The following is a 23526-nucleotide window of genomic DNA, read 5'->3' on the forward strand; positions in this document are numbered from 1 at the left end:
GACAGGTGGCGAAGCTTCCCGTCGAAAAAATGCGTGAGCTTGAGCGGCGTTTCGGTGAAATCGAAGCGCGCATGTCGGCTGGCCCTGCCGCCGATGTCTACGTGAAGCTGGCGTCTGAATATTCGGAATTGCAGCCGGTGGTCAAAACCATCCGCGAGTATGAGAAGGCGCTTGCCGAAGTGGCCGATCTCGAAACCCTGCTGGGAGACAAATCCACCGACAGGGATATGCGCGAGCTTGCCGAGGCCGAGCTTCCCGACATGTCGGAGCGTATCGAGCAGCTCGAGAAAGACATGCAAATCCTTCTTCTGCCCAAGGACGCCGCAGACGAGAAAAGCGCCATCGTCGAAATCCGTGCCGGAACGGGCGGCTCCGAGGCGGCCCTTTTTGCCGGCAACCTGTTTCGCATGTACGAGCGTTTCGCCAGCACCAAGGGCTGGAAGGTCGAGATACTCTCCGCCAGCGAAGGCGAGGCGGGCGGTTTCAAGGAAATCATCGCCACAATTACTGGACGCGGTGTGTTCTCGAAGCTGAAGTTCGAATCCGGCGTGCACCGGGTGCAGCGTGTGCCGGAAACGGAGGCCAGCGGGCGCATCCATACCTCGGCGGCAACCGTCGCCGTTCTGCCGGAAGCCGAGGAAATCGATATCGAAATCCGCGCCGAAGACATCCGCATCGATACGATGCGCGCGTCCGGTGCCGGTGGCCAGCACGTCAACACCACGGACTCGGCGGTGCGCATCACCCACTTGCCCACCGGCCTCATCGTTACCTCGTCCGAAAAATCGCAACACCAGAACCGTGCGAAAGCCATGCAGGTCCTGCGCTCGCGACTCTACGATATCGAGCGCCAGAAGGTCGATAATGAGCGCTCCGCAGACCGCAAGAGCCAGGTCGGCTCCGGCGACCGGTCCGAGCGCATCCGCACCTATAATTTCCCGCAGGGGCGCGTGACGGACCACCGCATCAACCTCACGCTCTATAAGCTCGACCGCATGATCGAAGGCGATATCGATGAAATGGTCGATGCGCTGATTGCCGATTATCAGGCAGGTCAACTGGCGCAACTGGGCGAGCAACATTGAGCGAGACGCCGCTCACGGTGCAAGCCTTTGTTGCTAGGATGCGAGACCGGCTGCGGGACGCAGGCGTGCCGGAACCGCTTACCGATATCAGGCTGCTGGCAGGGGAGGTCATCGGCTTTTCGCTAACCGATTTCGTGCTGAACGGCACGCGACTCATCAGCGAGACCGAGGCAGAGCAGATCGCTTCTCTCGTCGCCCGGCGCGCAGAAGGCGAGCCGGTCCACCGCATTCTCGGCCATCGCGAGTTCTACGGTCTCGACCTTCTCCTGTCTTCGGGCACACTGGAACCACGGCCAGATACCGAGGTGCTGGTCGATGTCCTGCTGCCGCACCTCCGTGGCATGGCAGGACAGGCCGGTCAGGCGCGTGTGCTGGATATGGGCACCGGCACTGGTGCCATCTGTCTCGCGCTCCTCAGCGAGTGCCCTGAGGCCACAGGCATCGGCAGCGATATCGCGCCGGATGCTCTCGAAACTGCACAGAAAAATGCTGAGCGACACGGCCTCACCAGCCGTTTTGCGGCGGTCGCGAGCAACTGGTTCGATCGCATCGAGGGCCGCTTTGACATAATCGTGTCGAACCCACCCTATATAAGAACGGATGTGATCAAGACGCTGGACCGCGACGTCCGCGATTTCGATCCCATGCTGGCGCTTGATGGCGGTGCAGATGGCCTTGCCCCATACCGCATCATTGCTGAAAAAGTTGTGGAATTTCTGGTGGATGGTGGCATCATCGGTGTTGAAATCGGCTATGATCAGAAAGACGATGTAACAGGCATATTCGCGACCAATGGCTATGCCTGTCTCGAGGCGGTGAAGGATTACGGCGGCAATGATCGCGCCCTGATTTTTGGTCGGTAGTGTCTATGGGTTTTGTGCAAGGTTATTTTGCAAAGCAAAAGAAAAGGCTTGGATTTCCGCAGGAAGCGGGCTAGTTTGCGCCTACATGCAGGGTGGCTGACGGTGAATTTTAGATTCGCCATGGTTTGAATCAGTCCCGAAGCGGGTTTTTTTGAGAACCCTGAAAGGCTGGGCATTCCCGGCATGTGAATCAGTAAACTTTCTTCGCAGGCAGCTCGATGCAGCATTTGCGCATCTGGGCACAAAACGCGAGGTCTTGTCCTTTAGGGTCAAGGCGCGTGATGGGCGCAACGTCGTAAAACTGGCCAAACCGTCGGTTTTTCGTTGCAACGAAACAACGAGAATTAGCAAAATAGAATTCAGGTGAGCAATTGATGAGGCCAGGACAGCAGAACAAGCGCGGCCGGGGGCGTGGTAGCAACAACAATAACAATGGTGGCAACGGCGGCGGCGGTGGTGGCGGTAACAGCAACAACTTCAACCGCAAGGGTGGCAACCCGCTCACCAGAAGCTATGACAGCTCCGGCCCCGATGTTAAGATCCGCGGCACGGCCCAGCATATAGCCGAGAAATACGCGACGCTTGCCCGTGATGCCCAGAGCTCCGGTGATCGCGTCATGGCCGAGAACTATTTGCAGCACGCGGAACATTACAACCGCATCATTGCATCTGCACAGGCGCAAATGCAGGAGCGTTTCCAGCGCGATGATCGCGGCGAGTTCCAGCAGGAGCGCGATGGTGACGAGATGGACGGCGATGACAACGATGACGTCGTCGTCTCCATGCCGGTCAATCATGATCAGCCCGAGCAGCGTTCCCAGCGTAACGAGCAGGCCCAACGCAACGATCAGGGCGAACGTCAGGAGAGACAGGAACGCCCCGAGCGCCAGGATCGCCCTGAACGTCAGGACCGTAACGAGCGCCGCGACCGTCGCGAGCGTCCTGCCCGTCAGGAACGCCAGCCCCGTGAAGCGGAAGATGACACAGCGCCGGTCCCAGCCGTAGCAGCAGCCGTCAGCGCGCCGGTCTACGACGCCAGCTCCGCGCCTCAGCCGGTCATCGAAGGCACGCCCAAGGAAGTGGCAGTCGAAGAGGAAGCCCAGGTCAACTCCGCCGCCTCCGAACGCGCTCCACGCCGCCCCCGCAGCACCAGCCCCCGCCCACGTCGCCCACGCCGCGCCGCAGGAGCTGAAGAAGGCGAAACCAACGCGGAATCCACCGAAGGCGGCGACGCCCCAACGCTGGAAAACGCTGCCGACTAAGATCGAGACATTGATTGTGTGACAAACAAACGAAACCCGGCGCTTTGCCGGGTTTTTTGTGCGATCGGTGTCCCGATTTATCTGATTGAAAAGATAATCCCGATCGGCGGTCGTCTCTTCAAGCGTAACGTCGGAGATTCACAGGCGCATTCCACGCCTTGATCTTCCACCTTGAGGGGCCGTTGTAAAACCCCCACCTCGAAATTCCGTGTTCCGGTTCTCGAAGGTTCACAAAAAGAATCTGAAACGTTCCAAGAGCATATGTGAATTTGATTGTTTCAAACGGTCCCCTTTGGCGGCGATAGGTTCCCACGTTGGTCGCCATCGGAAGCGCCCACTGGCTGATGAAACGAGTCTCTCACCAATCCACGCCAAGTAAGCCCGCGCGAGGCTACCCTTCCCTCCTGACGCGTAGCAGCGATTTAATGGCGGTCGATCCGTTCTCAAGGTGCGACGACTGCGGCTTGCAAGACACGGTCTCCGAGACTGTGGAGTTCCTTTGGGCATATACTCCCGGAGGATAGGTGACGAGTTAGGCGGACAGCTCGGAGTAGTGTGGAAAAATCGTGTGATTGACGAGAGGTTCCAAAACGAAAAACAGAACAATGTGCTCTGAAAAAAAACGAAATTCCGTCATCGTGATTTTGGTACGATTATTACTAAGGGAAATTGGTGGAGCTAAGCGGGATCGAACCGCTGACCTCTTGCATGCCATGCAAGCGCTCTCCCAGCTGAGCTATAGCCCCATAAGGGTGCCGGTATTTTTCAATCCGGTTCCGGGAACCGAAGCAGTTGTTTGCGTCGGTGGCGGCTTGATACTTCTGCTTCTGGAAGATGGCAAGCCGAAAAGTTCGCCCGACGACATTTTTTTGACGTCGGGCGAGAAATCCTGTGGAAAATCAGGTTTCGTCGTCGTCGCTGACGCCGATGATGCCGGAGACGTCGTCGTCCTCATCGTCCTCGTCTGCTTCGAGGAACGTATCGTCGTCATCGTCCAGTTCGACGTCGTCATCGCCTTCGATATCTGGAATGTCGTCACCGCTAGTGTCGCCATCGGCGTCTTCCAGAGGAACGAGTTCGACTTCCGTGTTTTCGGTATCGACTTCGGCGACTTCCTCCTCTTCGGCCTGCTGTTCCATTTTCTTGGCAGCGGTCGTTTCTTCGAAGAAGGAAAGCGGCCAGGACTTGCCGGAGTATGGGGACACGATAGGATCGCGATTCAGGTCGTAGAATTTCTTGCCGGTATCAGGGTCTGTACGCTTGGTGCCAAGGTCCGCTTTTGCCACTGTCTAAGCCTCGAATTGTGAGATGGGTTCGGTGTTTACGCCGTATTTCCGGCAGTACACGGTAAATTTCTAGCCGGTCCCATTAATAGCTGATGCGTTTCCTGTCAAAGATAAACTTCATAAAGAGCGCTGGTTGCATGGCACGTTGTCACTTGATGATCGGACGCATGACTTATAATAAGCGTCTGCCGGGTCGTCAGGCCCTATTCAGAGCAGGGTAATATCGAGCCATGACATTCACCATCGCGATCGACGGGCCTGCTGCCGCGGGCAAGGGAACGCTCTCGCGCAGAATCGCCGATGTCTACGGGTTTCACCATCTCGATACCGGGTTAACCTACCGCGCAACGGCGAAGGCACTGCTGGACGCAGACTTGCCGCTGGATGACGAGGCGGTGGCGGAACAGGTGGCGCTGCATCTGGAGCTTTCCGGTCTGGATCGCGCCGTGCTGGCAAGGCACGAGGTCGGGGAGGCGGCGTCCAAGGTCGCTGTCATGCCCGCCGTGCGCCGTGCGCTGGTGCAGGCGCAGAGAATGTTCGCAGCGCGGCAGCCGGGAACGGTTCTGGATGGTAGAGATATCGGAACAGTGGTGTGCCCGGATGCGCCGGTGAAACTATACGTCACAGCATCCCCCGAGGTGCGGGCGAAGCGGCGCTATGATGAAATCATTTCGGCGGGCGAAGTGGCGGATTACGACGCGGTTTTCGAAGACGTGAAGAAGCGTGATGCGCGCGATATGGGACGAAGCGATAGTCCTTTGAAGCCAGCAGCAGACGCGCACTTGCTTGATACGTCGGAAATGGGTATAGAGGCGGCGTTTCAGGCAGCGAAATCGATTATCGATGCTGCTCTGGAGAAATAACATTTGCGGGAGCCGGGCCAACCGGACCTCGTCTAGACTGGAATATCCCGAAAGCATGCCCTGCGCCGGAAAGCCTCGTTGAGAGAGGCGGGCATGGATTTGGGAATGATCAACACGAACCCCCGGTGCTTTGTATCCATTATTTGGGTACTCTCAGGAGATTGAATGTCTGTAGCTACTCCCACGCGCGACGATTTCGCAGCGCTGCTCGAAGAGTCCTTTTCTTCCAATGACCTTGCTGAAGGCTATGTAGCCAAGGGTATCGTCACGGCGATCGAAAAGGACGTTGCGATCGTTGACGTCGGCCTCAAGGTCGAAGGCCGCATCGCGCTCAAGGAATTCGGCGCCCGTTCCAAAGACGGCGGCCTGAAGGTCGGCGACGAAGTCGAAGTATACGTTGAGCGTATTGAAAACGCTCTGGGCGAAGCCGTTCTGTCGCGCGAGAAGGCTCGCCGCGAAGAGAGCTGGGTCAAGCTCGAAGCCAAGTTCGAAGCTGGCGAACGCGTCGAAGGCGTTATCTTCAACCAGGTCAAGGGTGGCTTCACCGTCGATCTGGATGGCGCTGTTGCGTTCCTTCCACGTTCGCAGGTCGACATCCGTCCGATCCGCGACGTCACTCCGCTGATGCACAACCCGCAGCCCTTCGAAATCCTCAAGATGGACAAGCGTCGCGGCAACATCGTCGTATCGCGTCGTACGGTTCTCGAAGAGTCCCGCGCCGAGCAGCGTTCTGAAATCGTTCAGAACCTCGAAGAAGGCCAGGTTGTTGACGGCGTCGTCAAGAACATTACCGATTACGGTGCGTTCGTTGACCTCGGCGGCATCGACGGTCTGCTGCACGTCACGGACATGGCTTGGCGCCGCGTCAACCATCCTTCGGAAATCCTCAACATTGGTCAGTCGGTCAAGGTTCAGATCATCCGTATCAACCAGGAAACCCACCGTATCTCGCTCGGCATGAAGCAGCTCGAGTCTGATCCTTGGGATGGCATCTCTGCCAAGTATCCAGTTGGCAAGAAGATTTCCGGTACGGTCACGAACATCACCGATTACGGTGCATTCGTTGAGCTGGAGCCAGGCATCGAAGGCCTGATCCACATTTCCGAAATGTCCTGGACCAAGAAGAACGTACACCCCGGCAAGATCCTGTCCACAACACAGGACGTCGACGTTGTCGTTCTCGAAGTCGATCCTTCCAAGCGTCGTATTTCGCTGGGCCTCAAGCAGACGCTTGAGAACCCATGGCAGGCATTTGCGTTCAGCCATCCTGCCGGCACTGAAGTCGAAGGCGAAGTCAAGAACAAGACCGAATTCGGCCTGTTCATTGGTCTCGAAGGCGACGTCGACGGCATGGTCCACCTGTCCGACCTCGACTGGAACCGTCCAGGCGAGCAGGTCATCGAGGAATACAACAAGGGTGATACCGTAAAGGCTGTTGTTCTTGACGTAGACGTCGAAAAGGAACGCATCTCGCTCGGCATCAAGCAGCTCGGCAAGGACGCTGTCGGTGAAGCCGCAACGTCTGGCGAACTTCGCAAGAACGCTGTTGTTTCCGCTGAAGTTATCGGCGTGAACGAAGGTGGCATCGAAGTGAAGCTCGTTGCTCATGAAGACATCACGTCCTTCATCCGCCGCAACGACCTGGCCCGCGATCGTGACGATCAGCGTCCAGAGCGTTTCTCGGTTGGCCAGGTTCTCGACGCACGCGTCGTCAACTTCTCCAAGAAGGATCGTAAGGTCATGCTTTCGATCAAGGCTCTGGAAATCGCAGAAGAGAAGGAAGCTGTTGCTCAGTTCGGTTCGTCCGACAGCGGCGCTTCGCTCGGCGACATCCTTGGCGCGGCTCTGAAGGGTCGCACCGAGTAATCGGTCCTAGTATAAGAAATAAAGAACCCGCCGGAGCGATCCGGCGGGTTTTTTCGTTCATGGGCTTTGAGTTCTCCGGCCTGCTGATGGTTTCAGCTTTCAGGCCGATGCGGTTTCAGGAGAAACCGCTCATCCTCAGATAATAGGATTCGGCATTACCGACGGACCCATCATCGTTGGCCCCTTCAGACACGGAATGATCGATAGGTTCATCATTGGCTGCCGTCCGCTCCTCCTGAGACGACTCATGGTCTGGTTGCTCGCCGCCGCTGTCTGCATCTTCCGCATCACCCTGCGATGACGGCCAGCTCCCACGTGGCGGGGAATCCGATTCATGCTCATCTTTTGCCGAGGGGTAGGCGACGTAGGGCAGCGCCGCTGCCTCCTTCGCCATCATTGCTGCGACGGCTGCATGCAGCGTTGGCTGCTCAAGAATTGCGGCCTTCATATCGTGTGCAACGGCTGTGCGTTGGGCGGCAATCATCTCGGGGCGCTGAGAGGTAAGCAGGCTGTCTTCTGCCGCCTGTTCGGCTTTTGTCTGTGGATTGATTGTATGGAGGACCTGCGATTTGGAGGCATGTTCTAGCTCCGGCTCTACCCATGCGCCCGCAGGCATCTGCGTTGTCGTGACCTCGGCGCGTTCAGGGAGTTTCCCCAAAACGGCAGCAAGCAACAGCTTTTCCATCTCTTTAGGCGAGGCTGCCAGAAACGCGTTTGCAATGACGGCACTCAGCTTGCCGCCCAACGGCGTAGCGGGGAGGGGCGTGCCTTGAGGCGGCTCTGCCGTTTCTTGCAGCGGCACATCAAGCTGTTGCGCGATTATCGGTGCCAGTATTTTTCCCGGCTGAGGGGCAGCGGTTTGGGCAGTCTGTCCGTTGGCGACAGATGTCGGTTTGCTGGTGGCCTCAGATGGTTGAGGAATCGTCGTCACTTGAGCGTCAACCGGAACCAAGGGTGCGTTTACAGCAGCTTTACCTACCGGATTGGAGGAGACCGCAACCATCGCAGGCTTCGCGGGACTGGCTATATCGAAATCTGCACCCTGCCCAAGATTAGACGATGGCTTCGCCATTGGCGTGCCTGCTTTTACCTCAGCCGCAATCAGCATCTCGGGTTTTGGCATCTGCGCCAAGGCCTTTTCCACGCCCGTAGGTAAAGTCGCGGGTAGCCTGGCTGGATTGACATTGGGGCTCTGGGCGGCTTCTGGATTTCGCGGCAGAATATCCTGCAAATAGGTCGGGACCGAGGGTTTGTTCTGTGGTGCTGCCTGACCGGAGCGTGTGAGCTCAAACAGGACGGCCAGGCGTGCGGCTTCCGGTCCAGCCGAGCTTTTCAGCGCGCTCGCCAAAATGTCCAGGCTGATGCCGCGCAAGATGCTGCCCAGCGCTTTTTCCAGATTTGCCTTCTGGTCTGGGCCAAGTGTCTTGATGTTCTCAACGAGACGGTTGACGTAGGCTTCGGCGGCTTCGCCATCCATGCGAGCGATGTTCAAAAGCTTACCGAGCGTCTCGGCCAGCACGCTCACATTCTTCGAAAGCTGGAGTTCGCCGGATACTGCGCGGATGCCGGTACTGGATGCGAGATTAGGGGCGTCCGGCGGCTCTGCGGGTACCGTCGTCGTAACAGTGGTCTGTGCAGGGGCAACATCCTGGCGCGGTGTCGCGGTGTTGAAAGAGGCGTCGGTTGCGCTCACGGGGCTGACAGGCGGTAACATTGCGCGCTCCCTTCCTCGATACGTCCCGTTACGGATACAGGACATATCAGCTTGAAACGGCCCGGCTTTCGATTTGGGCCTTGGCGACGAGGCAGGGACTATTTCCGTCCGCTCATGCGGCATAGAACAGTTTGAGACAGCGCAGCCGCGATTGCTGGCATGCGTGTCGAATCAACTGCTTGAACAATGATCCTGAAAGATTAACGTTCCGCTAACCAAGCGCTTTAGGCGCGCTGCAGATGCTCGTGGTCAGCTGTGCGCGAAGATATCGGTGTCGTCCCAGCCCAGCAGGTCAAGCTTGGAGCGTGTCGGCAGGAACGCGAAGCAGGCTTCTGCGTGCTCATAGCGACCATCGCGAATCAGACGGGCGGTGAGCTTGTCCCGCAAGGCGTGCAGGTACAGCACGTCAGATGCGGCATATTCGAGTTGCGCCTGAGATAGCTTTTCCGCAGCCCAGTCGGACGATTGCTGGGCCTTGGAGATATCGACCTCCAGCATTTCCTTCAGATTATCCTTCAGGCCATGGCGGTCCGTATAGGTCCGGCAGAGGCGCGAGGCGATCTTGGTGCAGAAGACCGGCGTGGAGGTGACGCCGAAAGTGTGGAAGAGCACCGCAATATCAAAGCGCCCGTAGTGAAAAATCTTCTGGCGCGCGGGGTCTTCTAGCAGCATGACCAGATTGGGCGCTTCCTTCTGGCCCGCCGAAATGCGAATGACATCGGCGCTGCCATCGCCGGGCGAAAGCTGAACGACGCACAGCCGGTCGCGTCTCGGCACAAGTCCCAGCGTTTCCGTGTCGATTGCGACCGCGCCAGTATAGCGGGCTGCATCCCGTGCAGAAATATCGCCTTCGTGATAACGGATCGTCGCTGCCATGCCTGTCTCCACTTCTGGATTGTTGCGGCGGCTATAGCGCAAAGTGCCTCTTCGCGATACTGTTTCCTCGTGTTTTCTTAAGGCGGGAGCTGGCCTTGCACTGCGGCGGAACGGCGGGTTAAGCTACCCACCATTGCTCATTTTAATCAGAAGTGCCTCTTCCCATGTCAGTCAAAGTCTATCTCGCCGGGCCGGAAGTTTTCCTGCCGAATGCCCGTGAAATGCTCGATGCGAAAGCCGAACTCGCCCGTCAGGCCGGTTTCATCCCGCTTTCTCCTGGCGATCTCCAGATCCCTCCGGCAGAGACGAAAATCGGTCATGGCTGCAACATCAATGCCGTGGATGAGCAGATGATGATCGAGGCTGATGCCATCATCGCCAACCTCACACCGTTTCGCGGCATTGCAGCGGATACCGGAACCAGCTTCGAGCTCGGCTTCATGTGCGCCTTGGGCAAGCCGGTCTTTGCCTATACCAACGTTGCCGCTGATCATTTCACCCGCATCAAGAGCCATTACGGCGATGTCGCGACGTTGGATGACGCCGGTCGTTACCGGGGACCAGACGGGCTGTCGATCGAGAATTTCGACATGGCGGACAATCTCATGCTGCATGGCGGAATTTTGCGGCGCAGTGGTGTCGTGGTGGTGGGGGACGCGCCAGTGGAAGCGCTCTACACTGATCTCAAGGCATTCAAGGAATGCTTGCAGCATGCAGTTCAAGCGCTTCTTGAACAGAAAAATCAGTAAGGCGGAGACAGCAGATGAGCGGAACAATTCTTATCACGGGCGCGACCTCGGGCTTTGGCGAGGCGACGGCCAGATTGTTTGTGAAAGATGGCTGGAAAGTCGTCGGCACGGGTCGCCGGGCAGACAGGCTCGCGAAACTGGGCGAAGAGCTCGGCGCGGCGTTTCACGGCATGGTCTTCGACATAACCGACGAAGCCGCGATGGCGTCGGCGTTCGAATCATTACCGGATGAATTCCGGGACATCGATGTCCTCGTCAACAATGCCGGTCTCGCTCTGGGCACGGCAACAGCTCCCGGCGTTCCGTTGAAAGACTGGCATACGATGGTCAATACCAACATCACAGGTCTGTTGAACGTCACGCATCATCTATTGCCGACGCTGATCGAGCGCCGGGGCGTGGTCATCAACCTTTCCTCCGTCGCGGCCAGTTGGCCGTACACAGGCGGCAACGTCTATGCCGGTACGAAGGCGTTCGTGCGCCAGTTTTCGCTGGGTTTGCGGTCGGACATGCATGGCAAGGGCGTTCGCGTGACCTCGATCGAGCCGGGGATGTGCGAAACCGAGTTCACCGTGGTGCGCACTGGTGGAAACCAGGAGGCGTCCGACGCACTTTATAAAGGCGTCAATCCCATCGGTCCCGAAGATATCGCAAACACCATTCACTGGGTTGCCTCGCAACCAAAGCATATCAATATCAATAGCATAGAGTTGATGCCGGTTAATCAGTCGTTTGCCGGATTTCAAGTTCACAGAGATGTTTGACTGATAACAACACTCCTATGTGATGAAAAATAGGGCAACAATCACCGAGCTATGCAAAAATGCATTCCTGCATTGCGAGAGTTGCTCTGTTAAATTCTGAGAAGGCGACTATATTCAAATCATCGAAGCGACGCACTCCTCCTCCCAGCGTCGCGAGATGTGGATCGACAGCACTCCTCCTCCCAGTTGTCGATCAAGTTTAAAGCCTGCCGCACCTCCTCCCGCGGCAGGCTTTTTCCTTTTCAGGACATCAATTCTCATCACTGCAAGCTAACGGCTCTTCACGCGTTCAGATATTGATGCTGCGTGATGTCAACATGGACTGGATATCGACTGACGATCCCGTCTCGATAGACGCATTAGCTGCAATACCCGTCAGAATGGACCATGCACCGGATACGTGGTCGGATGCGCGGTTGAACCTGTCCGGTTCCATCGTTTCTGGTGCGAAGATATAGCCCAGCATGACCGGATCTGCGCCCCCATGATCGCCGGTTGCCTTCGGCACGTCGATCATTCTTGGCAATTCCCCGGCAAGATGCAGTTGCGTGGTAATGGCTTCTTCGTCGGCGTGGTCACGGACGCCACCAAAGACACCGTGAACCTCGATGTGCTTGTGAATGATCTCGCCCTTCGTACCCTGAAACCGGATTTCAAGCCCTTCCCAGGGTGAGTAGGCGGTCAGTGTGTAGTTGGCGGTGACGCCGGATGCGTAGCGAATATGGGTCTGCATCGTATCTTCAATGCCGATATCTGCATCGAAGACGCAGCGGTCGCGGAAATATCCATCCTCGTCCTCCGCATCGAGGTAGAGCGCGCGCAACTGGGCGTCGGCGGCAAGATCGAGGCGGAAAGCGCACCTTTCCGCCACCGGACAGTCGGCACAACGCGGGCCATGGTCTTGCAGACCGAGTTCCACTGCCGTCTCTGGTCGGTAGAAGGCGCGTTGACCGGAGGCGAACACCTGCGTCGGGACGGATGCGAGCCACCAGTTGAGGAGATCGAAATGATGCGTTGATTTGTGGACAAGCAGTCCGCCGGAATTTTCCTTGTGACGGTGCCAGCGCCGAAAGTAATCCGCGCCATGGACACGGTCCAGATGCCAGCGAAAATCCACGGCGGTGATCTTGCCGATCACGCCAGATGCCAGCATGTCCTTGATCTGCGTGCGGGCAGGGGAGTAACGGTAATTGAAGGTCACCATGACCTTTCGTCCCGTCCGCGCCTGCGCATCGACGATCTGTTTCAGTCGGGACAGGTCGATTGTCAGCGGCTTCTCGCAGATGACATCGCAGCCAGCCTCGAAGGCTCGCACGATGTAATCGGAATGCAGAAAGTCCGGCGTGGCAACGACGATGGTGTCCGGTCTCTGCTCGGCAATCAACTGATCGAAATTTTCGGCGAGATAGGTGGGTACGCCGTTGGTGCCTGGCTTGGAAATGGCATTGGCAGCTTCGCCCAGGCGATGAGCATTGCTATCGCAGAGCGCAACGATTTCGTGCTTGTCCGCATAGTCTTCTGTTACGGAATCGCGAAACATCTTGTGACGTGATCCGCATCCTACAATCGCGATTTTCACCTGGTTTCCCTTTGTATGTCGTCATTCCACTGACGGCGAGCACCCGCACGTCACACAGCGAGTATCATCCAGGGCCAGCGATATCGTATGGAGGGGTGGGCTGGGAGCCGTCTGACCGACGGATAGATACTATCTAGTCATTAAAGTCATATTATGATTTTTAGGCAAGCATATTTGATGCTGCATTGCACCCATTCGCTCAGGGTGGCCACATAGAAATTGCGGGAACCCCTCCATGGTCCTCAACTCGCCACGGTCGCCTATTAGGAGGCGCTTGTGCCCGCAAGGTTTCTTGTGCCATGAGGGAGCAGTTGCGTGGAGACTGAGACATGACAAAGATGTTGTTGGCCGCAAGGGCCTTGACTGCAGTTGCGACTGCGGCGTCCTGTTTGATAACGGGGGCCGCCCATGCCACGCCAGTGCTTGTTCTTGATACTGCCACTCATCAGGTCCTGTATGAGGAGGATGCTGGCGTGCCGTGGTATCCAGCATCCACAACGAAGCTGATGACGGCCTTTGTGGTGTTCGAGGCTCTGAGATCTGGCGAGGTTACGCTGACGACCCCGGTCACCATGACCCGCAACGCGACCAAACAGGCTTTTCTGGAGTCCGGCCTGACACTGGGCAGAGCAATGACGCTGGAGGATGCGCTGTTTGCCGCCCTTACGGCATCGGCCAATGACGTTGCCGTTGCCTTGGCAGAGGCGGTCGCGCCCAGCGAAGCGGAATTCGTTAAGCGTATGAATGCAGCGGCTGCCCGCATCGGTATGACCGGCACGCATTTCGCCAGCCCCAACGGTCTGTTCGACCGCACGAATTACGCCACCGCACGCGACCTTGCGCTGCTTGGCATGGAAATCGACAAGACTTTTCCAGAGTATAGCCGTTTCTTCCAGGGCTCTGCCGTGGTCATCGATGGCAAGGAGATCAAGTCCAACAACACGCTGCTGACCAGTTTTAGCGGCACCGTTGGCATGAAGACCGGCTTTCTCTGCGCCTCTGGCCGAAATTATGTCGGCCTCGCCACGCGCAATGGAAAGCGCGTGATGGTGGTGATGCTGGGCGCCACGACGGAGCGGGAACGCAACGAACGCTCCGCGCAGTATCTGACGCAGGCATTTGACGGTGTGCTGAAGCCTTCGGGTTCTGTCGAAGCCATCCAGAACCGCCCGGAGGTCGCGCCGCAGGATATGCGCGTGCGTCTCTGTACGGATAAGAGCGCTGCATACGAGGCCACGCGGGAAGCGCTCTATCCGATGGGCTTGCCTGGACATGAGACATTTCTGAAAGATCAGATTTCTGGGCAAGTCCACACCATCACAACATGGCAAGGCGAGACTGCAACGGATGTACCGGTGCCATCTCCGCGCCCGGGACAGGCTCCGCAGCCCGCTGGCTCCGCCGGTTGAATGGAAACCTCGCTCTACCTTCCGGTCAAGGCGTTTCTGGAAGCTGCTGGCTTTTCGGTCAAGGGTGAGATCGGCGGTTGCGATCTCGTTGGCATCAGTGGCGAGGAGCCACCTGTTGTTGTCGTCTGCGAACTCAAGCTAAGTTTCAATCTGGAACTCATTCTTCAGGCCGTGGACAGGGCTGCGGTGTCGGATGAAGTCTGGATCGCGGCAAAAGTGTCTGCCAAGGGACGTGGACGTGAGGCAGACAAACGCTATCGTGATCTCTGCCGTCGATTGGGAATTGGCATGTTGGGCGTTTCCGATAAGGGTGATGTCAGCGTGATCGTTGGCTCCGTATCTCCCATGCCGCGCACCAACCCAAAGCGGCGCTCGCGCCTCGTGCGGGAACATCAGACGCGGCGCGGCGATCCTGTTGTCGGCGGAAGCACCCGCACGCCGATGATGACGGCCTATCGCCAGCAGGCGCTGGCTTGCGCAGCAACTCTGGCGGCTGGGGCCTTACGCGTGAAAGAGGTGAGGGCGGTGACACCCGAGGCGGGAAAAATCCTGCAATCCAACGTTTATGGATGGTTCGAACGAATGGACAGGGGCGTTTATGGCCTCACGGATGCAGGCCGTGAGGCGTTGGTCCGTTGGCCACAATCATAGTTCTAGGCAGCGATGATGGGCGCTGTCGGCCTTACCCGAGGGCGTCCGATTTTTCTCGGCGCAACGACAAGTTCGGTTGGCGCGGTGCGCGTCAATGCCAGACGAGTTGCCTGCGCCAGTGAAATGGCAACGTAATCTGCACCGATTTCCTCGGCATCGATCTGGGCATAGTTCTGCCCGTTCGCAGCGGGAACAAGGATGCCGACCCGCAGCGTAGGCTTGGCGCGCTTCAAGCGGCGTACAGTCTGTCGCGCATGGGATTTCGAGTTGCCGTTCAGGAATGCGACGACCACGGTATCAATGGACTCCAAGGCAAGCTTGGACGATGACCGGCCCGTAAGGTCCGCGTAACTCGCAGAGGTGACATCTGCCCCCTGAACCTCGATGATCTGGCTCAGCATGGCAGAGGCCGCGTCGTCTATCGCACCTCGACCACCAATGCACAGCACGGAATGTCCCTGTCCATCAGGTAGGTCTGTTTCGTCAAAGACAGCTGCTCCAGCTTCGTTGTCTTCAGGCTCGTCCTCGTTTTCCTCTTCATCGGCAACATCGGACAGATTGTCGACCAGTGTCAGCGAACTGTTGGAAAACAGTGTTATTTGCGTGTCGGACATGACGCCGCGCTGTCTGTCCATTTCGCCAAGGAGAAGTGCTGGAAGGCCGACCTTGTCGTAGTAATCGACGAGATATTCATCCTTCAGATACTCCTCAGCGTTGTCGGTGGCTTCGTTCGGGTCGCCAGCGAGCAGTCTCTGATAGAGCTTTTCGTGCAGTTCAAGAACGGGCTCGTTGCCGAGCAGAATATCGAGAAATCCGAATTGTGGAACGTGGCGGCCAAGAACGACGAGGCAGACGGTGAGCGGGGTGGACAACATCAGCCCGATCGGTCCCCAAAGCCACGACCAGAAGATTGCAGACACGATGATGGCGAGCGGTGACAGCCCCGTGTGTGAACCATACAGCCATGGTTCAATGACGTTGTTGCTGATTAATTCCGTCGTCAGAAACAGTGCTGCGACCCAGGCCACGAGCGACCAGCCCGGTGCAATGGCCAGCGCCAGAAATAGTGGAAGGATCATGCCGATCACCGGGCCGATATAAGGCACGAACCGCAGAACCAGTGTGAGCAGGCCCCAGAGAATTGCATTGGGAATGCCGAGTATCCACAGCCCGATCGTGATTGGCAGGGCGTAAAGCGCATTCACGACCAATTGCATCAGCAGATATTTGCCGACGCGTTTGCCTGCATCCTGAAGGGCTGCGGTGGTGCGGTGCAGATCGCTAAGGCCGACGAGGCGGATAAACCGGTCTCGCAAGTCTTCTCGCTCCAGCAGCATGAAGACCACGAGCACGATGACAAGGCCCGCCGTTGCAAAAGGGCTGATCAGCGGAAGGATAAGGTTTCCCAGCGTTTGCAGCGGATTGGTTCGCGACACGATCTCCACCGGCATCGGCTCGCGGGCGGTCGGCTCGGGCGCGGCATCCTGTTGGCTTTCGGCGGCTCTCACCTGTATTTCAGCGCCGACCTTCTCCACCGCCTTGCTGAGATGATCGAGCAATCCATTGCCTGCGCCAGCCTGTGCCAGCACCTGAACCTTGCTGACGATGTTACGCTGATAGGTGGGTATGTTTTCCGCAAGGTTTGCAACCTGCGTCGCAACGACGAAACTGAACACGGCAATGGCGAAAAAGGCCGATGTCACCGCCATAATGACGGCCAGGATCTTGGGAACAGATCGCTTGCGTAGAAACGACACGATGGGTGCTAGCGTGAAAGACAGCAAAAGCGACAGGGCCAGCGGCACAAAAATTTCCTGGCCTATACGCAACAGAAAAGCGACGCCGATCAGGATCAGGACCGTACGGGCCGACAACATGGTATTAGATGCCACATCCACGACTGGATAATTCGGCGTCACGGCTGCCGGTTCGATGTTTTTCGGAAGTCCCATTTCGTCCCCTCGCAATGTCCACCAGTGTCACTCGCCAGACCATGGGAACAAGGGGCATCAGATTTGCCTGAAGGCCTTGGGCGAAGGGTCGAACGAAGTGAGATATGTGCGATGGGGGGAACGCGCTTCTTGATGTCCAGTTCCTTATATTCGTAATCATGCGAAAATAAGCTAAGGTAAGTGGAGAAATGGTGGAGATTTTCCGTGACCAAAGCTTCCAAAAATGACGTCATTTCGCCTGTGAATCGCGCCGAAGCGACGGTAACGATGGGCAGACATCTTCGGTTATCGGCCAATGCGGAGATTACCAGCGTCGGTCTTGTCTCCGTAGCCCTGCTGGTTTCCAGCATCCTTCTTTCGACAGCAGTGTTGGTCCATGTTGCGGCCAGCGCACGCCGTCGCCGCTAAAAGCGATCTTCACTCACGCTTTGCCGCTGTTTTGCTGGACCTGCGGCACCGTTCCGAGCAGTATTTGACGTCGGCCCAGCTGGCGGCCCATTTCCGACGCCACGTGAATTCCAGCCCGCAGCATGCGCAGATTTTCGTCGGCAGGTTTTCCTTCTTCACTATTTTCGGCATGGCGTTTTCCTAAGCTCAACGCCGTTTCGCCAGCATGTATCGTGAGGTCATGACGACGAGCCCGATGATAACTGTTACCGCGATAAACAGAAACGCGGCGGCTGCTATTGCCGGGCTGATGTTTTCCCGGATGCTGGAAAACATCTGGCGGGCGAGCGTGCGTTGGTTGGGCCCGGCCACGAACAGTGTCAGGACCACCTCATCCAGCGAGGTGGCAAAGGCCAGAACCGCACCTGAGAGAACCCCCGGCATGGCAAGCGGCAAGGTCACGCGGCGAAAGACCGTCATCGGGGCCGCACCGAGGCTTTGGGCCGCAAGTTCCACCCGTTTGTCGATGCCAGCAAGCGCACCGCTGACGCTGACCACCACGAAGGGCACTGCTACGACGGTGTGGGCGATGATGACGCCTGAATAGCTGTTGGTCAGCCCGAAGCGCGCAAGCAGTACCTGCATGCCGACACCCAGCACCACCGCTGGCACCACCATCGGCAACAGAAACAGCGTTCGCATCGTTCCGCGGAAGAACAGCAGCCGGTTGCGGAGACCGAGTGAGGCAGCCATGCCCAGCGCGGTTGCCAGCAATGTCGTCCCCGTGCCGATGATCAGGCTGTTGATGATCGCGCGGCGCCAGACATCCGCGGTGAACAACTCCTCGAACCACCGCAGCGACCATGACGGGATAGGATAGGTCAGGATCACGCTCGAGGTGAAAGCCAACGGCAAAATGGCGATGAGCGGCGCCACGAGGAAAAGAATGGCGAGCGAGGCGAAGGTCAGTCGTGTGAGTTTCATCGGCATGACCTAGTACCTCTCCGGTTCTTCGGCGGAAAGTCGCGCATAGACGCTGTAGAGCACCAGTGTCGCGACCAGTAGCACCATGCCCAACGCGCCGGCCATGCCCCAGTTTGCCGAGCCGATAGCGTAAAACGCGATGATGGATGAGATCATCTGGTCACCCGGCCCGCCGATCAGCGCTGGTGTGATGTAGTAGCCAATGGCCGAGATGAAGACGAGCAGAGCCCCGGACGCCACCCCGCGCAGACTAAGCGGCAACAGAACGCGCAGGAAGGCGCGGATCGGATTGGCACCCAGCGACGCTGCCGCAGGCATCAGGTTTTTCGGAATGGTAATCAGCACCGAATAGATTGGCAGCACCATGAAAGGCAGCAGCACATGGGTCATGGCGATGATGACGCCTGTGCGATTGAAGATCAGCGGCAACGGGCTATCGATGATGCCGAGCATTTGCAGGGCATCGTTGATCAGGCCCTTTTCCTGCAACAGAATGAACCATGCCGCCGTGCGCACCAGCAACGATGTCCAGAGCGGCAGCAGAACGGCACCCAGCATCAGGTCCCGTTTCCAGCCGGTCAGGGATGCGGCAATGATGGCATAGGGAAAGCCGATGCAGGCGCAGGCGAGGGTCACCAGCGCCGCGATCCAGAACGTGCGCAGCAAAATGACGCGATTGACCGATTGATCGGCAGGCAGATGCTCGATCTCGCCCGCCGTACTGCGACCCAGATCGACGGCGGCCAGCAGATTGCGGTCGGTGAGCGGCGATAGAGCATCGGCAATCGCCAGCCAGAATTCTGGTCTTTCCCAGCGCTTGTCGATCGAGACGAGATCGGTAGACTGGCTCGCTGTGTCTGCCAGTGCACCTGTTGTTTTCGACATCAAGGTGCGAAAGCCGGAGCGCGCGCTGTTGAGGCGGCGCACCATATCACCCAGTGCCTGGTCATCATTGACGGCCTTGAGATCCTCCATCAACGCAGTCTGCATGGCCGGGGTTGGTGGGGAAACGCGATCCCAGTTCGGCAGAACTTCGGCGCTTCGTGGCAAAAGTCGCAGCACGGCGGTGTCGGAAACGGATTGGGACATCATGCTGAACAGCGGCCAGACGAAGAACCCGACGAGAAAGATGAGCAGCGGTGCCAGCAAAAGCAGCGACCGCCCGGTTCGGGAAATGAGAATGTTCATGGCGCGATGACCCGGCAATCGCCTGCGGAAAAGGCGGCATAGACCTTCGCTCCCGGTTGAAATTCGGCAGACCGGCGGCCCAGCTTGGCGATCAACTGGTGTGAGGGGGTGTTGAGCTGAACGCGCAGGTGATCTCCCTGATAGACGGAATCAGACACTTCCGCCTCCAGGCAGTTGCGTGCATCACCCCGTGTTTCGGTCAGGTCCACCCGCTCGGGGCGGATCGAGACGTAGACGGTCTGGCCCGGTAAAACCGATGCGGATACCGCTGACACGATTTGCGCACCGGATGCCACACGCACGACAGCCTCGTTACCGTGCAGCGTCTCGACCACACCCTCGACGAGATTAGTCTCGCCGATAAACTCCGCAACGAAGCGGGTTGCCGGTTCGTCGTAGACCTGCCTCGGCGTGCCGATTTGCTCTATCTTTCCCTTGTTGAAAACCGCGACGCGGTCCGACATCGTCAACGCCTCGGACTGGTCATGCGTGACGAAAACGATGGTCAGCCCAAGCCGACGATGCAGGTCGCGAATGTCCAATTGCATCTGTTCGCGCAACTGCTTGTCGAGCGCGCCCAGTGGCTCATCCATCAAAACGACGCGGGGTTCGAAAACCAGCGCGCGAGACAGCGCCACACGCTGCTGCTGGCCGCCGGACAGTTGGGACGGGCGGCGGTCGGCAAAGGCCGAGAGTTGTACCATATCTAGCGCGCGTGCCACGCGCTGTGCAATTTCGGCCTTGCCGACGCCGCGCATCTGCAACGGGAAAGCGACGTTTTCACCCACCGACATATGAGGAAACAACGCGTAGCTCTGGAAGACGACACCCATATCGCGCTTGTGGGTCGGCACATTGTTAATGGCGGTACCATCCAGAAGAATATTGCCGGATGTCGCCTGTTCAAAACCCGCCAGCATCATCAGAAGTGTTGTCTTACCGGAACCGGAAGGGCCTAAAAGACTGACGAATTCGCCTTTTTCGATGCTTAAATCGAGATTTTCGACCACACAAAGCGGGCCGTAGAATTTGGTAATATGGTCAAATCGAATAAATTCTGCCACAGAAGGCTCCATCACTTGAGGCGTGGGACGCACGCCCGCAAACGCGGGGTCAAGCGTCCGGCCAAGAAGGAAGGGCGCAATAAGGCGCCCCTCCGCGAGGATGTTCTTACTTGGCGAGCCAGGCGTTGAAGCGCTGTGTCAGGGTCTCGGCATTGTCGATCCAGAAGTCGACATCGAGCGGAATGGCATCTGTCATATTGGCCGGATCGGTTGGCAGGTCCTTGGCAAATTTCTCAGGCACCTTGGCGGCAGCAGCCTTGTTGGGCAGTCCGTAAGCCACGAATTCCGGCAGCTTCGCCTGATTGTCCGGCAGGCTGGCGAAAGCGATGAAATCCTGAGCGGCATCCTTATTGGCTGCATCCTTCAGCACGACCCAGCTGTCGACAGCATAAATGCTGCCGGGGAAGACGACCTTGAAATTCTTGCCTTCGGTGCGGTTGATGCCGGTGATGCGACCATTATAGGCCGATGCCATGGTGACTTCACCGGAGGCCAGGAATTGCAGCGGTTGGGCACCGGATTCCCACCAGACGATGTTGGGCTTCAATTCATCCAGTTTCTTGAAGGCGCGGGTAATGCCCTCTTCGGTGGCCAGCACGTCATAAAGTTCGTCCTTCGAGACGCCATCTGCGAGCAGCGCGAATTCTAGGGTATATTTCGGTCCCTTGCGCAGCGAGCGCTTGCCCGGGAATTTCTGCACATCCCAGAAATCAGCCCAGGAGGTTGGACCGGCTTTTAGTTTGTCGCCGTCATAGGCAATCGCCGTGGACCAGACGATAGCGCCCACACCGCAGTCATTGACGGCGGAATCGAGAAACTTGTCCTTGCCACCCAACTTGTCCCAGTCGATCTTTTCATAAAGACCATCGGCGCAGCCCAGCGCCAGTTCTTCGGCTTCAACCTGCACCGCATCCCAGTTAGGTGCACCGGCCTTGACCTTGGATTGAATGACGCCAATGCCGCCATCCCATGCTTCATCGAGAACCGGCTTGCCGGTTTTCTCGGCAAATGGCTTGAAGTAAATATTGCGCTGCGCATCCTGATAATTGCCGCCCCATGAGACGACAGTCAGGTCCCGCGCAAGGGCAGGCGCGACGATGCTTGCCGACAGGACGATAGCGGCGGCGGTTGTGATGCTGGATTTCAAAATGATTTTCATTGCATTCCCCTTTTTCGTGACTTTGAAACCGGTTGACCGGCCTCGTTGACGATTTATGTGCAACTATCGTGCCACCCCCGCCTTTGGCGTATCGGTGGCCTGCAATCTCTGCGGCGGTGCGTACCCATTTTCCTCTTGGGTGCGTAGGCCGGCGGATGCATTTCAGTGTGATCGGGCAGGATATCTCCGTGCGGCCGTGTTCAGACGTGCTGCCCTCCATTGATGTGGATTTCGGCACCGTTAATATAGGACGACGATTCCGTGCAGAGGAAATAGATGGTTTCTGCCACTTCACGGGGATCGCCAAGCCTCTGCATCGGCACCTCTGCGGCAACCAGTTCATCCGTGCCCGGAGAGAGGATGGAGGTTTCGATTTCACCCGGCGCAATGGCGTTGGCTCTGACGCCGCGACGACCGAATTCGTGCGCCATTTCTCGCGTCAGGGAACCGAGCGCTGCTTTGGATGCGGCATAGGCCACACCTGCGAAAGGGTGCACCCGCGTTCCGGCAATCGATGTCACATTGACGATGGAGCCGCGCGCCGCTTCGAGTTCCGGCATCAGCGCGCGTGCGATGAGTGCCGTGGAAATGACGTTGACGTTGAGCACCTGCGTCCAGATATCGGCATCCGTTCCCATTACACCCAACCGGTTTTTCTCCGGGCCCTTGGGCGAAATGCCAGCATTGTTGACGAGGGCATGCAGCCGTCCGTGTGGCAGCCTTTCGCGCACCGTTTCAGCAAGGCGTTCGACTTGTGACAGGTCGGAAAGGTCTGCCTGAATGTGGCTTTCACGGGCGGAGGGCCACGCGCATTCCTCGGAAAACGGCTGGCGGGAAACGGTGAGGATGCGCCATCCCTTGGACTGGAACAGTTTGACCGTTGCATGGCCAATGCCGCGGCTTGCACCGGTCAGCAACATGTAGCGACGTTCTTCGGTCATTCAGTCACTCTCCGTAGATGTTTGATACATCGTAATTACTGGTTTGCGAATTGCAAGCTTTCTGTTGTGAAAGACCTCATGCCTGCCGCAACTGTTTGATCGTGCCATTCTCGATGCGTTCCAGAATGGGCTTTCCGCCCAATAAAATGTCATCGACGATAGCCATGGATGCTGCCGGGGAATCATGGCGTTTCAGTGCTTCGATGACGGGATAGTGGTGGTCGATCATGCTTCGTCCGCCCAAAAGATAAGCATCGGAAATATGCGGACCCATCTGCAACCAAAGCCGCCTTAAAATTCCATCGAGCACGGGAAGACCGGCAATTTGAGGCAGCATGAAGTGGAAAGCCTGATTGAGCTGCGTTCCCTTCAGCCGGTCTCCTTCCTTCAAAGCAGCCTCGTTTTCCTGCAAAATTTGCTCCAAAGCCAAGATATCGGCACTGGTTGCAACCTGCGCTGCGGTTTCTGCGGCCAGTCCTTCGAGGCGAATGCGAATGGCGCGAATTTCGCGGTACCTGCTCTCGCTCATTTCTGGAATGCGGATGTCGCGGGGCGAGCGGAAGATCAGCGCCTCGTCATTGGTCAACCGCAGGATAGCGTCGCGAATGGGTGTTACGCTGGTGCCGAACTGTTCGGCCAGATCGCGTATCTTGAGGCGGTCGCCCGGCTGGAACTGGCCCCGGATCAGCGCGTCGCAAAGCTTGCCGTAGACGGCGCTGTTCAGGTTCTCATATTCCAGCGTGGCGAATTCAGGCATTGCAGCATCCACAAAATCATCAATAAGATACTTGATGCATCTTTTTTAGTGTGTTTCAAGTGTCGTATGAGGTAACGCGCATCGTATGCACACTTGGGACGGAGATGAAGTGCCAAATTCGTTCCAT

At 57.6% G+C, this 23526-nt stretch carries 22 protein-coding genes and 1 tRNA gene; 11 read left to right on the forward strand and 12 right to left on the reverse strand.

The window, feature by feature from the left end:
- Positions 1 to 5: 5 nt before the first annotated feature.
- The 3 genes from prfA (at position 6) to QRN55_RS01105 (ending at position 3210) form a co-directional block, all read left to right on the forward strand.
- Positions 6 to 1085, forward strand: a complete 1080-nt coding sequence (gene prfA / locus QRN55_RS01095) for a peptide chain release factor 1 (protein ID WP_284774104.1) — start codon at positions 6 to 8, stop codon at positions 1083 to 1085.
- 38 nt (positions 1086 to 1123) lie between these two features.
- Positions 1124 to 1948: a peptide chain release factor N(5)-glutamine methyltransferase gene (gene prmC, locus QRN55_RS01100; RefSeq protein WP_502871277.1), complete on the forward strand. Its 825-nt coding sequence runs from the start codon at positions 1124 to 1126 to the stop codon at positions 1946 to 1948.
- Between the two features lie 374 nt (positions 1949 to 2322).
- A complete protein-coding gene (locus tag QRN55_RS01105) occupies positions 2323 to 3210 on the forward strand; it encodes a DUF4167 domain-containing protein (protein ID WP_284774108.1) in 888 nt (295 codons plus the stop codon).
- 670 nt (positions 3211 to 3880) lie between these two features.
- Here the strand turns inward: QRN55_RS01105 and QRN55_RS01110 are convergent.
- Both QRN55_RS01110 and QRN55_RS01115 read right to left on the reverse strand, forming a co-directional pair.
- Positions 3881 to 3956: transfer RNA gene (locus tag QRN55_RS01110), tRNA-Ala, on the reverse strand.
- A gap of 153 nt (positions 3957 to 4109) precedes the next feature.
- The gene (locus QRN55_RS01115) at positions 4110 to 4496 is read right to left on the reverse strand and encodes a TIGR02300 family protein (protein ID WP_111839600.1); all 387 of its coding nucleotides are present in this window, start codon (positions 4494 to 4496) and stop codon (positions 4110 to 4112) included.
- Positions 4497 to 4726: 230 nt separating this feature from the next.
- Between QRN55_RS01115 and cmk the strand changes: the two genes are divergently transcribed.
- Both cmk and rpsA read left to right on the forward strand, forming a co-directional pair.
- The gene (gene cmk / locus QRN55_RS01120; RefSeq protein WP_284774111.1) at positions 4727 to 5359 is read left to right on the forward strand and encodes a (d)CMP kinase; all 633 of its coding nucleotides are present in this window, start codon (positions 4727 to 4729) and stop codon (positions 5357 to 5359) included.
- A 165-nt stretch (positions 5360 to 5524) separates the two neighbouring features.
- Positions 5525 to 7225, forward strand: coding sequence for a 30S ribosomal protein S1 (rpsA, locus tag QRN55_RS01125; RefSeq protein ID WP_111839598.1), 1701 nt, complete (start codon positions 5525 to 5527; stop codon positions 7223 to 7225).
- A 115-nt stretch (positions 7226 to 7340) separates the two neighbouring features.
- Here the strand turns inward: rpsA and QRN55_RS01130 are convergent, their stop codons facing one another.
- Both QRN55_RS01130 and QRN55_RS01135 read right to left on the reverse strand, forming a co-directional pair.
- Positions 7341 to 8939, reverse strand: a complete 1599-nt coding sequence (locus QRN55_RS01130; RefSeq protein WP_284774115.1) for a hypothetical protein — start codon at positions 8937 to 8939, stop codon at positions 7341 to 7343.
- A gap of 249 nt (positions 8940 to 9188) precedes the next feature.
- Positions 9189 to 9815, reverse strand: coding sequence for a ribonuclease D (locus tag QRN55_RS01135; RefSeq protein ID WP_233137015.1), 627 nt, complete (start codon positions 9813 to 9815; stop codon positions 9189 to 9191).
- Between the two features lie 164 nt (positions 9816 to 9979).
- Here QRN55_RS01135 and QRN55_RS01140 point away from each other — a divergent pair, with 164 nt between their 5' ends.
- Together QRN55_RS01140 and QRN55_RS01145 are read left to right on the forward strand one after the other, a co-directional pair.
- Positions 9980 to 10564 (forward strand): nucleoside 2-deoxyribosyltransferase, encoded by a 585-nt coding sequence (locus tag QRN55_RS01140; RefSeq protein WP_284774117.1) that lies wholly within the window; start codon positions 9980 to 9982, stop codon positions 10562 to 10564.
- 14 nt (positions 10565 to 10578) lie between these two features.
- A complete protein-coding gene (locus QRN55_RS01145) occupies positions 10579 to 11328 on the forward strand; it encodes an SDR family oxidoreductase (protein ID WP_284774119.1) in 750 nt (249 codons plus the stop codon).
- Positions 11329 to 11617: 289 nt separating this feature from the next.
- Here the strand turns inward: QRN55_RS01145 and QRN55_RS01150 are convergent, their stop codons facing one another.
- Positions 11618 to 12907 carry a Gfo/Idh/MocA family protein gene (locus tag QRN55_RS01150; RefSeq protein ID WP_284774121.1) on the reverse strand — a complete coding sequence of 430 codons (1290 nt, stop codon included), beginning with the start codon at positions 12905 to 12907 and terminating at the stop codon, positions 11618 to 11620.
- Between the two features lie 329 nt (positions 12908 to 13236).
- Between QRN55_RS01150 and QRN55_RS01155 the strand changes: the two genes are divergently transcribed.
- Both QRN55_RS01155 and QRN55_RS01160 read left to right on the forward strand, forming a co-directional pair.
- The gene (locus tag QRN55_RS01155) at positions 13237 to 14316 is read left to right on the forward strand and encodes a D-alanyl-D-alanine carboxypeptidase family protein (protein ID WP_284774123.1); all 1080 of its coding nucleotides are present in this window, start codon (positions 13237 to 13239) and stop codon (positions 14314 to 14316) included.
- Positions 14317 to 14967, forward strand: coding sequence for a DUF2161 domain-containing phosphodiesterase (locus QRN55_RS01160; RefSeq protein WP_284774125.1), 651 nt, complete (start codon positions 14317 to 14319; stop codon positions 14965 to 14967).
- Between the two features lie 2 nt (positions 14968 to 14969).
- Here QRN55_RS01160 and QRN55_RS01165 read toward each other — a convergent pair whose 3' ends face one another.
- A complete protein-coding gene (locus QRN55_RS01165; RefSeq protein WP_502871266.1) occupies positions 14970 to 16919 on the reverse strand; it encodes an AI-2E family transporter in 1950 nt (649 codons plus the stop codon).
- Positions 16920 to 17123: 204 nt separating this feature from the next.
- On the opposite strand from QRN55_RS01165, the gene QRN55_RS01170 reads away from it, so the two are divergent.
- Both QRN55_RS01170 and QRN55_RS24490 read left to right on the forward strand, forming a co-directional pair.
- Positions 17124 to 17327, forward strand: coding sequence for a hypothetical protein (locus QRN55_RS01170; RefSeq protein WP_284774127.1), 204 nt, complete (start codon positions 17124 to 17126; stop codon positions 17325 to 17327).
- Positions 17296 to 17511 (forward strand): hypothetical protein, encoded by a 216-nt coding sequence (locus QRN55_RS24490; RefSeq protein ID WP_502871267.1) that lies wholly within the window; start codon positions 17296 to 17298, stop codon positions 17509 to 17511. Before QRN55_RS01170 ends, QRN55_RS24490 begins: the two co-directional genes overlap by 32 nt.
- Before the next feature lie 2 nt (positions 17512 to 17513).
- Here QRN55_RS24490 and QRN55_RS01180 read toward each other — a convergent pair whose 3' ends face one another.
- From QRN55_RS01180 to QRN55_RS01205, 6 genes are all read right to left on the reverse strand, one after another.
- Positions 17514 to 18296: an ABC transporter permease gene (locus tag QRN55_RS01180; RefSeq protein WP_284774130.1), complete on the reverse strand. Its 783-nt coding sequence runs from the start codon at positions 18294 to 18296 to the stop codon at positions 17514 to 17516.
- A 3-nt stretch (positions 18297 to 18299) separates the two neighbouring features.
- The gene (locus tag QRN55_RS01185; protein ID WP_284774132.1) at positions 18300 to 19478 is read right to left on the reverse strand and encodes an ABC transporter permease; all 1179 of its coding nucleotides are present in this window, start codon (positions 19476 to 19478) and stop codon (positions 18300 to 18302) included.
- Positions 19475 to 20554, reverse strand: coding sequence for an ABC transporter ATP-binding protein (locus QRN55_RS01190; protein ID WP_502871268.1), 1080 nt, complete (start codon positions 20552 to 20554; stop codon positions 19475 to 19477). The genes QRN55_RS01185 and QRN55_RS01190 overlap by 4 nt, the downstream gene beginning before the upstream one ends.
- Before the next feature lie 94 nt (positions 20555 to 20648).
- A complete protein-coding gene (locus QRN55_RS01195; RefSeq protein WP_284774135.1) occupies positions 20649 to 21701 on the reverse strand; it encodes an ABC transporter substrate-binding protein in 1053 nt (350 codons plus the stop codon).
- Between the two features lie 200 nt (positions 21702 to 21901).
- Positions 21902 to 22642, reverse strand: a complete 741-nt coding sequence (locus QRN55_RS01200) for an SDR family NAD(P)-dependent oxidoreductase (protein WP_284774137.1) — start codon at positions 22640 to 22642, stop codon at positions 21902 to 21904.
- Positions 22643 to 22718: 76 nt separating this feature from the next.
- Positions 22719 to 23399 (reverse strand): GntR family transcriptional regulator, encoded by a 681-nt coding sequence (locus tag QRN55_RS01205; protein ID WP_284774139.1) that lies wholly within the window; start codon positions 23397 to 23399, stop codon positions 22719 to 22721.
- Positions 23400 to 23526: the final 127 nt, after the last annotated feature.

Source organism: Agrobacterium sp. lyk4-40-TYG-31, assembly GCF_030209855.1.
Lineage (GTDB): Bacteria > Pseudomonadota > Alphaproteobacteria > Rhizobiales > Rhizobiaceae > Agrobacterium > Agrobacterium vaccinii.

What these genes read in the sequence shown, in the direction of transcription:
- QRN55_RS01135 (WP_233137015.1), bottom strand. Translation starts at nt 9,815, where the DNA reads ATGGCAGCGACGATCCGTTATCACGAAGGCGATATTTCTGCACGGGAT.
- cmk (WP_284774111.1), top strand. Translation starts at nt 4,727, where the DNA reads ATGACATTCACCATCGCGATCGACGGGCCTGCTGCCGCGGGCAAGGGA.
- QRN55_RS01140 (WP_284774117.1), top strand. Translation starts at nt 9,980, where the DNA reads ATGTCAGTCAAAGTCTATCTCGCCGGGCCGGAAGTTTTCCTGCCGAAT.
- QRN55_RS24490 (WP_502871267.1), top strand. Translation starts at nt 17,296, where the DNA reads ATGTTGCGGCCAGCGCACGCCGTCGCCGCTAAAAGCGATCTTCACTCA.
- QRN55_RS01160 (WP_284774125.1), top strand. Translation starts at nt 14,317, where the DNA reads ATGGAAACCTCGCTCTACCTTCCGGTCAAGGCGTTTCTGGAAGCTGCT.
- QRN55_RS01165 (WP_502871266.1), bottom strand. Translation starts at nt 16,919, where the DNA reads ATGGGACTTCCGAAAAACATCGAACCGGCAGCCGTGACGCCGAATTAT.
- QRN55_RS01195 (WP_284774135.1), bottom strand. Translation starts at nt 21,701, where the DNA reads ATGAAAATCATTTTGAAATCCAGCATCACAACCGCCGCCGCTATCGTC.
- prmC (WP_502871277.1), top strand. Translation starts at nt 1,124, where the DNA reads ATGCGAGACCGGCTGCGGGACGCAGGCGTGCCGGAACCGCTTACCGAT.
- rpsA (WP_111839598.1), top strand. Translation starts at nt 5,525, where the DNA reads ATGTCTGTAGCTACTCCCACGCGCGACGATTTCGCAGCGCTGCTCGAA.
- QRN55_RS01105 (WP_284774108.1), top strand. Translation starts at nt 2,323, where the DNA reads ATGAGGCCAGGACAGCAGAACAAGCGCGGCCGGGGGCGTGGTAGCAAC.
- QRN55_RS01180 (WP_284774130.1), bottom strand. Translation starts at nt 18,296, where the DNA reads ATGCCGATGAAACTCACACGACTGACCTTCGCCTCGCTCGCCATTCTT.
- QRN55_RS01155 (WP_284774123.1), top strand. Translation starts at nt 13,237, where the DNA reads ATGACAAAGATGTTGTTGGCCGCAAGGGCCTTGACTGCAGTTGCGACT.
- QRN55_RS01130 (WP_284774115.1), bottom strand. Translation starts at nt 8,939, where the DNA reads ATGTTACCGCCTGTCAGCCCCGTGAGCGCAACCGACGCCTCTTTCAAC.
- QRN55_RS01145 (WP_284774119.1), top strand. Translation starts at nt 10,579, where the DNA reads ATGAGCGGAACAATTCTTATCACGGGCGCGACCTCGGGCTTTGGCGAG.
- QRN55_RS01200 (WP_284774137.1), bottom strand. Translation starts at nt 22,642, where the DNA reads ATGACCGAAGAACGTCGCTACATGTTGCTGACCGGTGCAAGCCGCGGC.
- QRN55_RS01205 (WP_284774139.1), bottom strand. Translation starts at nt 23,399, where the DNA reads ATGCCTGAATTCGCCACGCTGGAATATGAGAACCTGAACAGCGCCGTC.
- QRN55_RS01185 (WP_284774132.1), bottom strand. Translation starts at nt 19,478, where the DNA reads ATGAACATTCTCATTTCCCGAACCGGGCGGTCGCTGCTTTTGCTGGCA.
- QRN55_RS01190 (WP_502871268.1), bottom strand. Translation starts at nt 20,554, where the DNA reads ATGGAGCCTTCTGTGGCAGAATTTATTCGATTTGACCATATTACCAAA.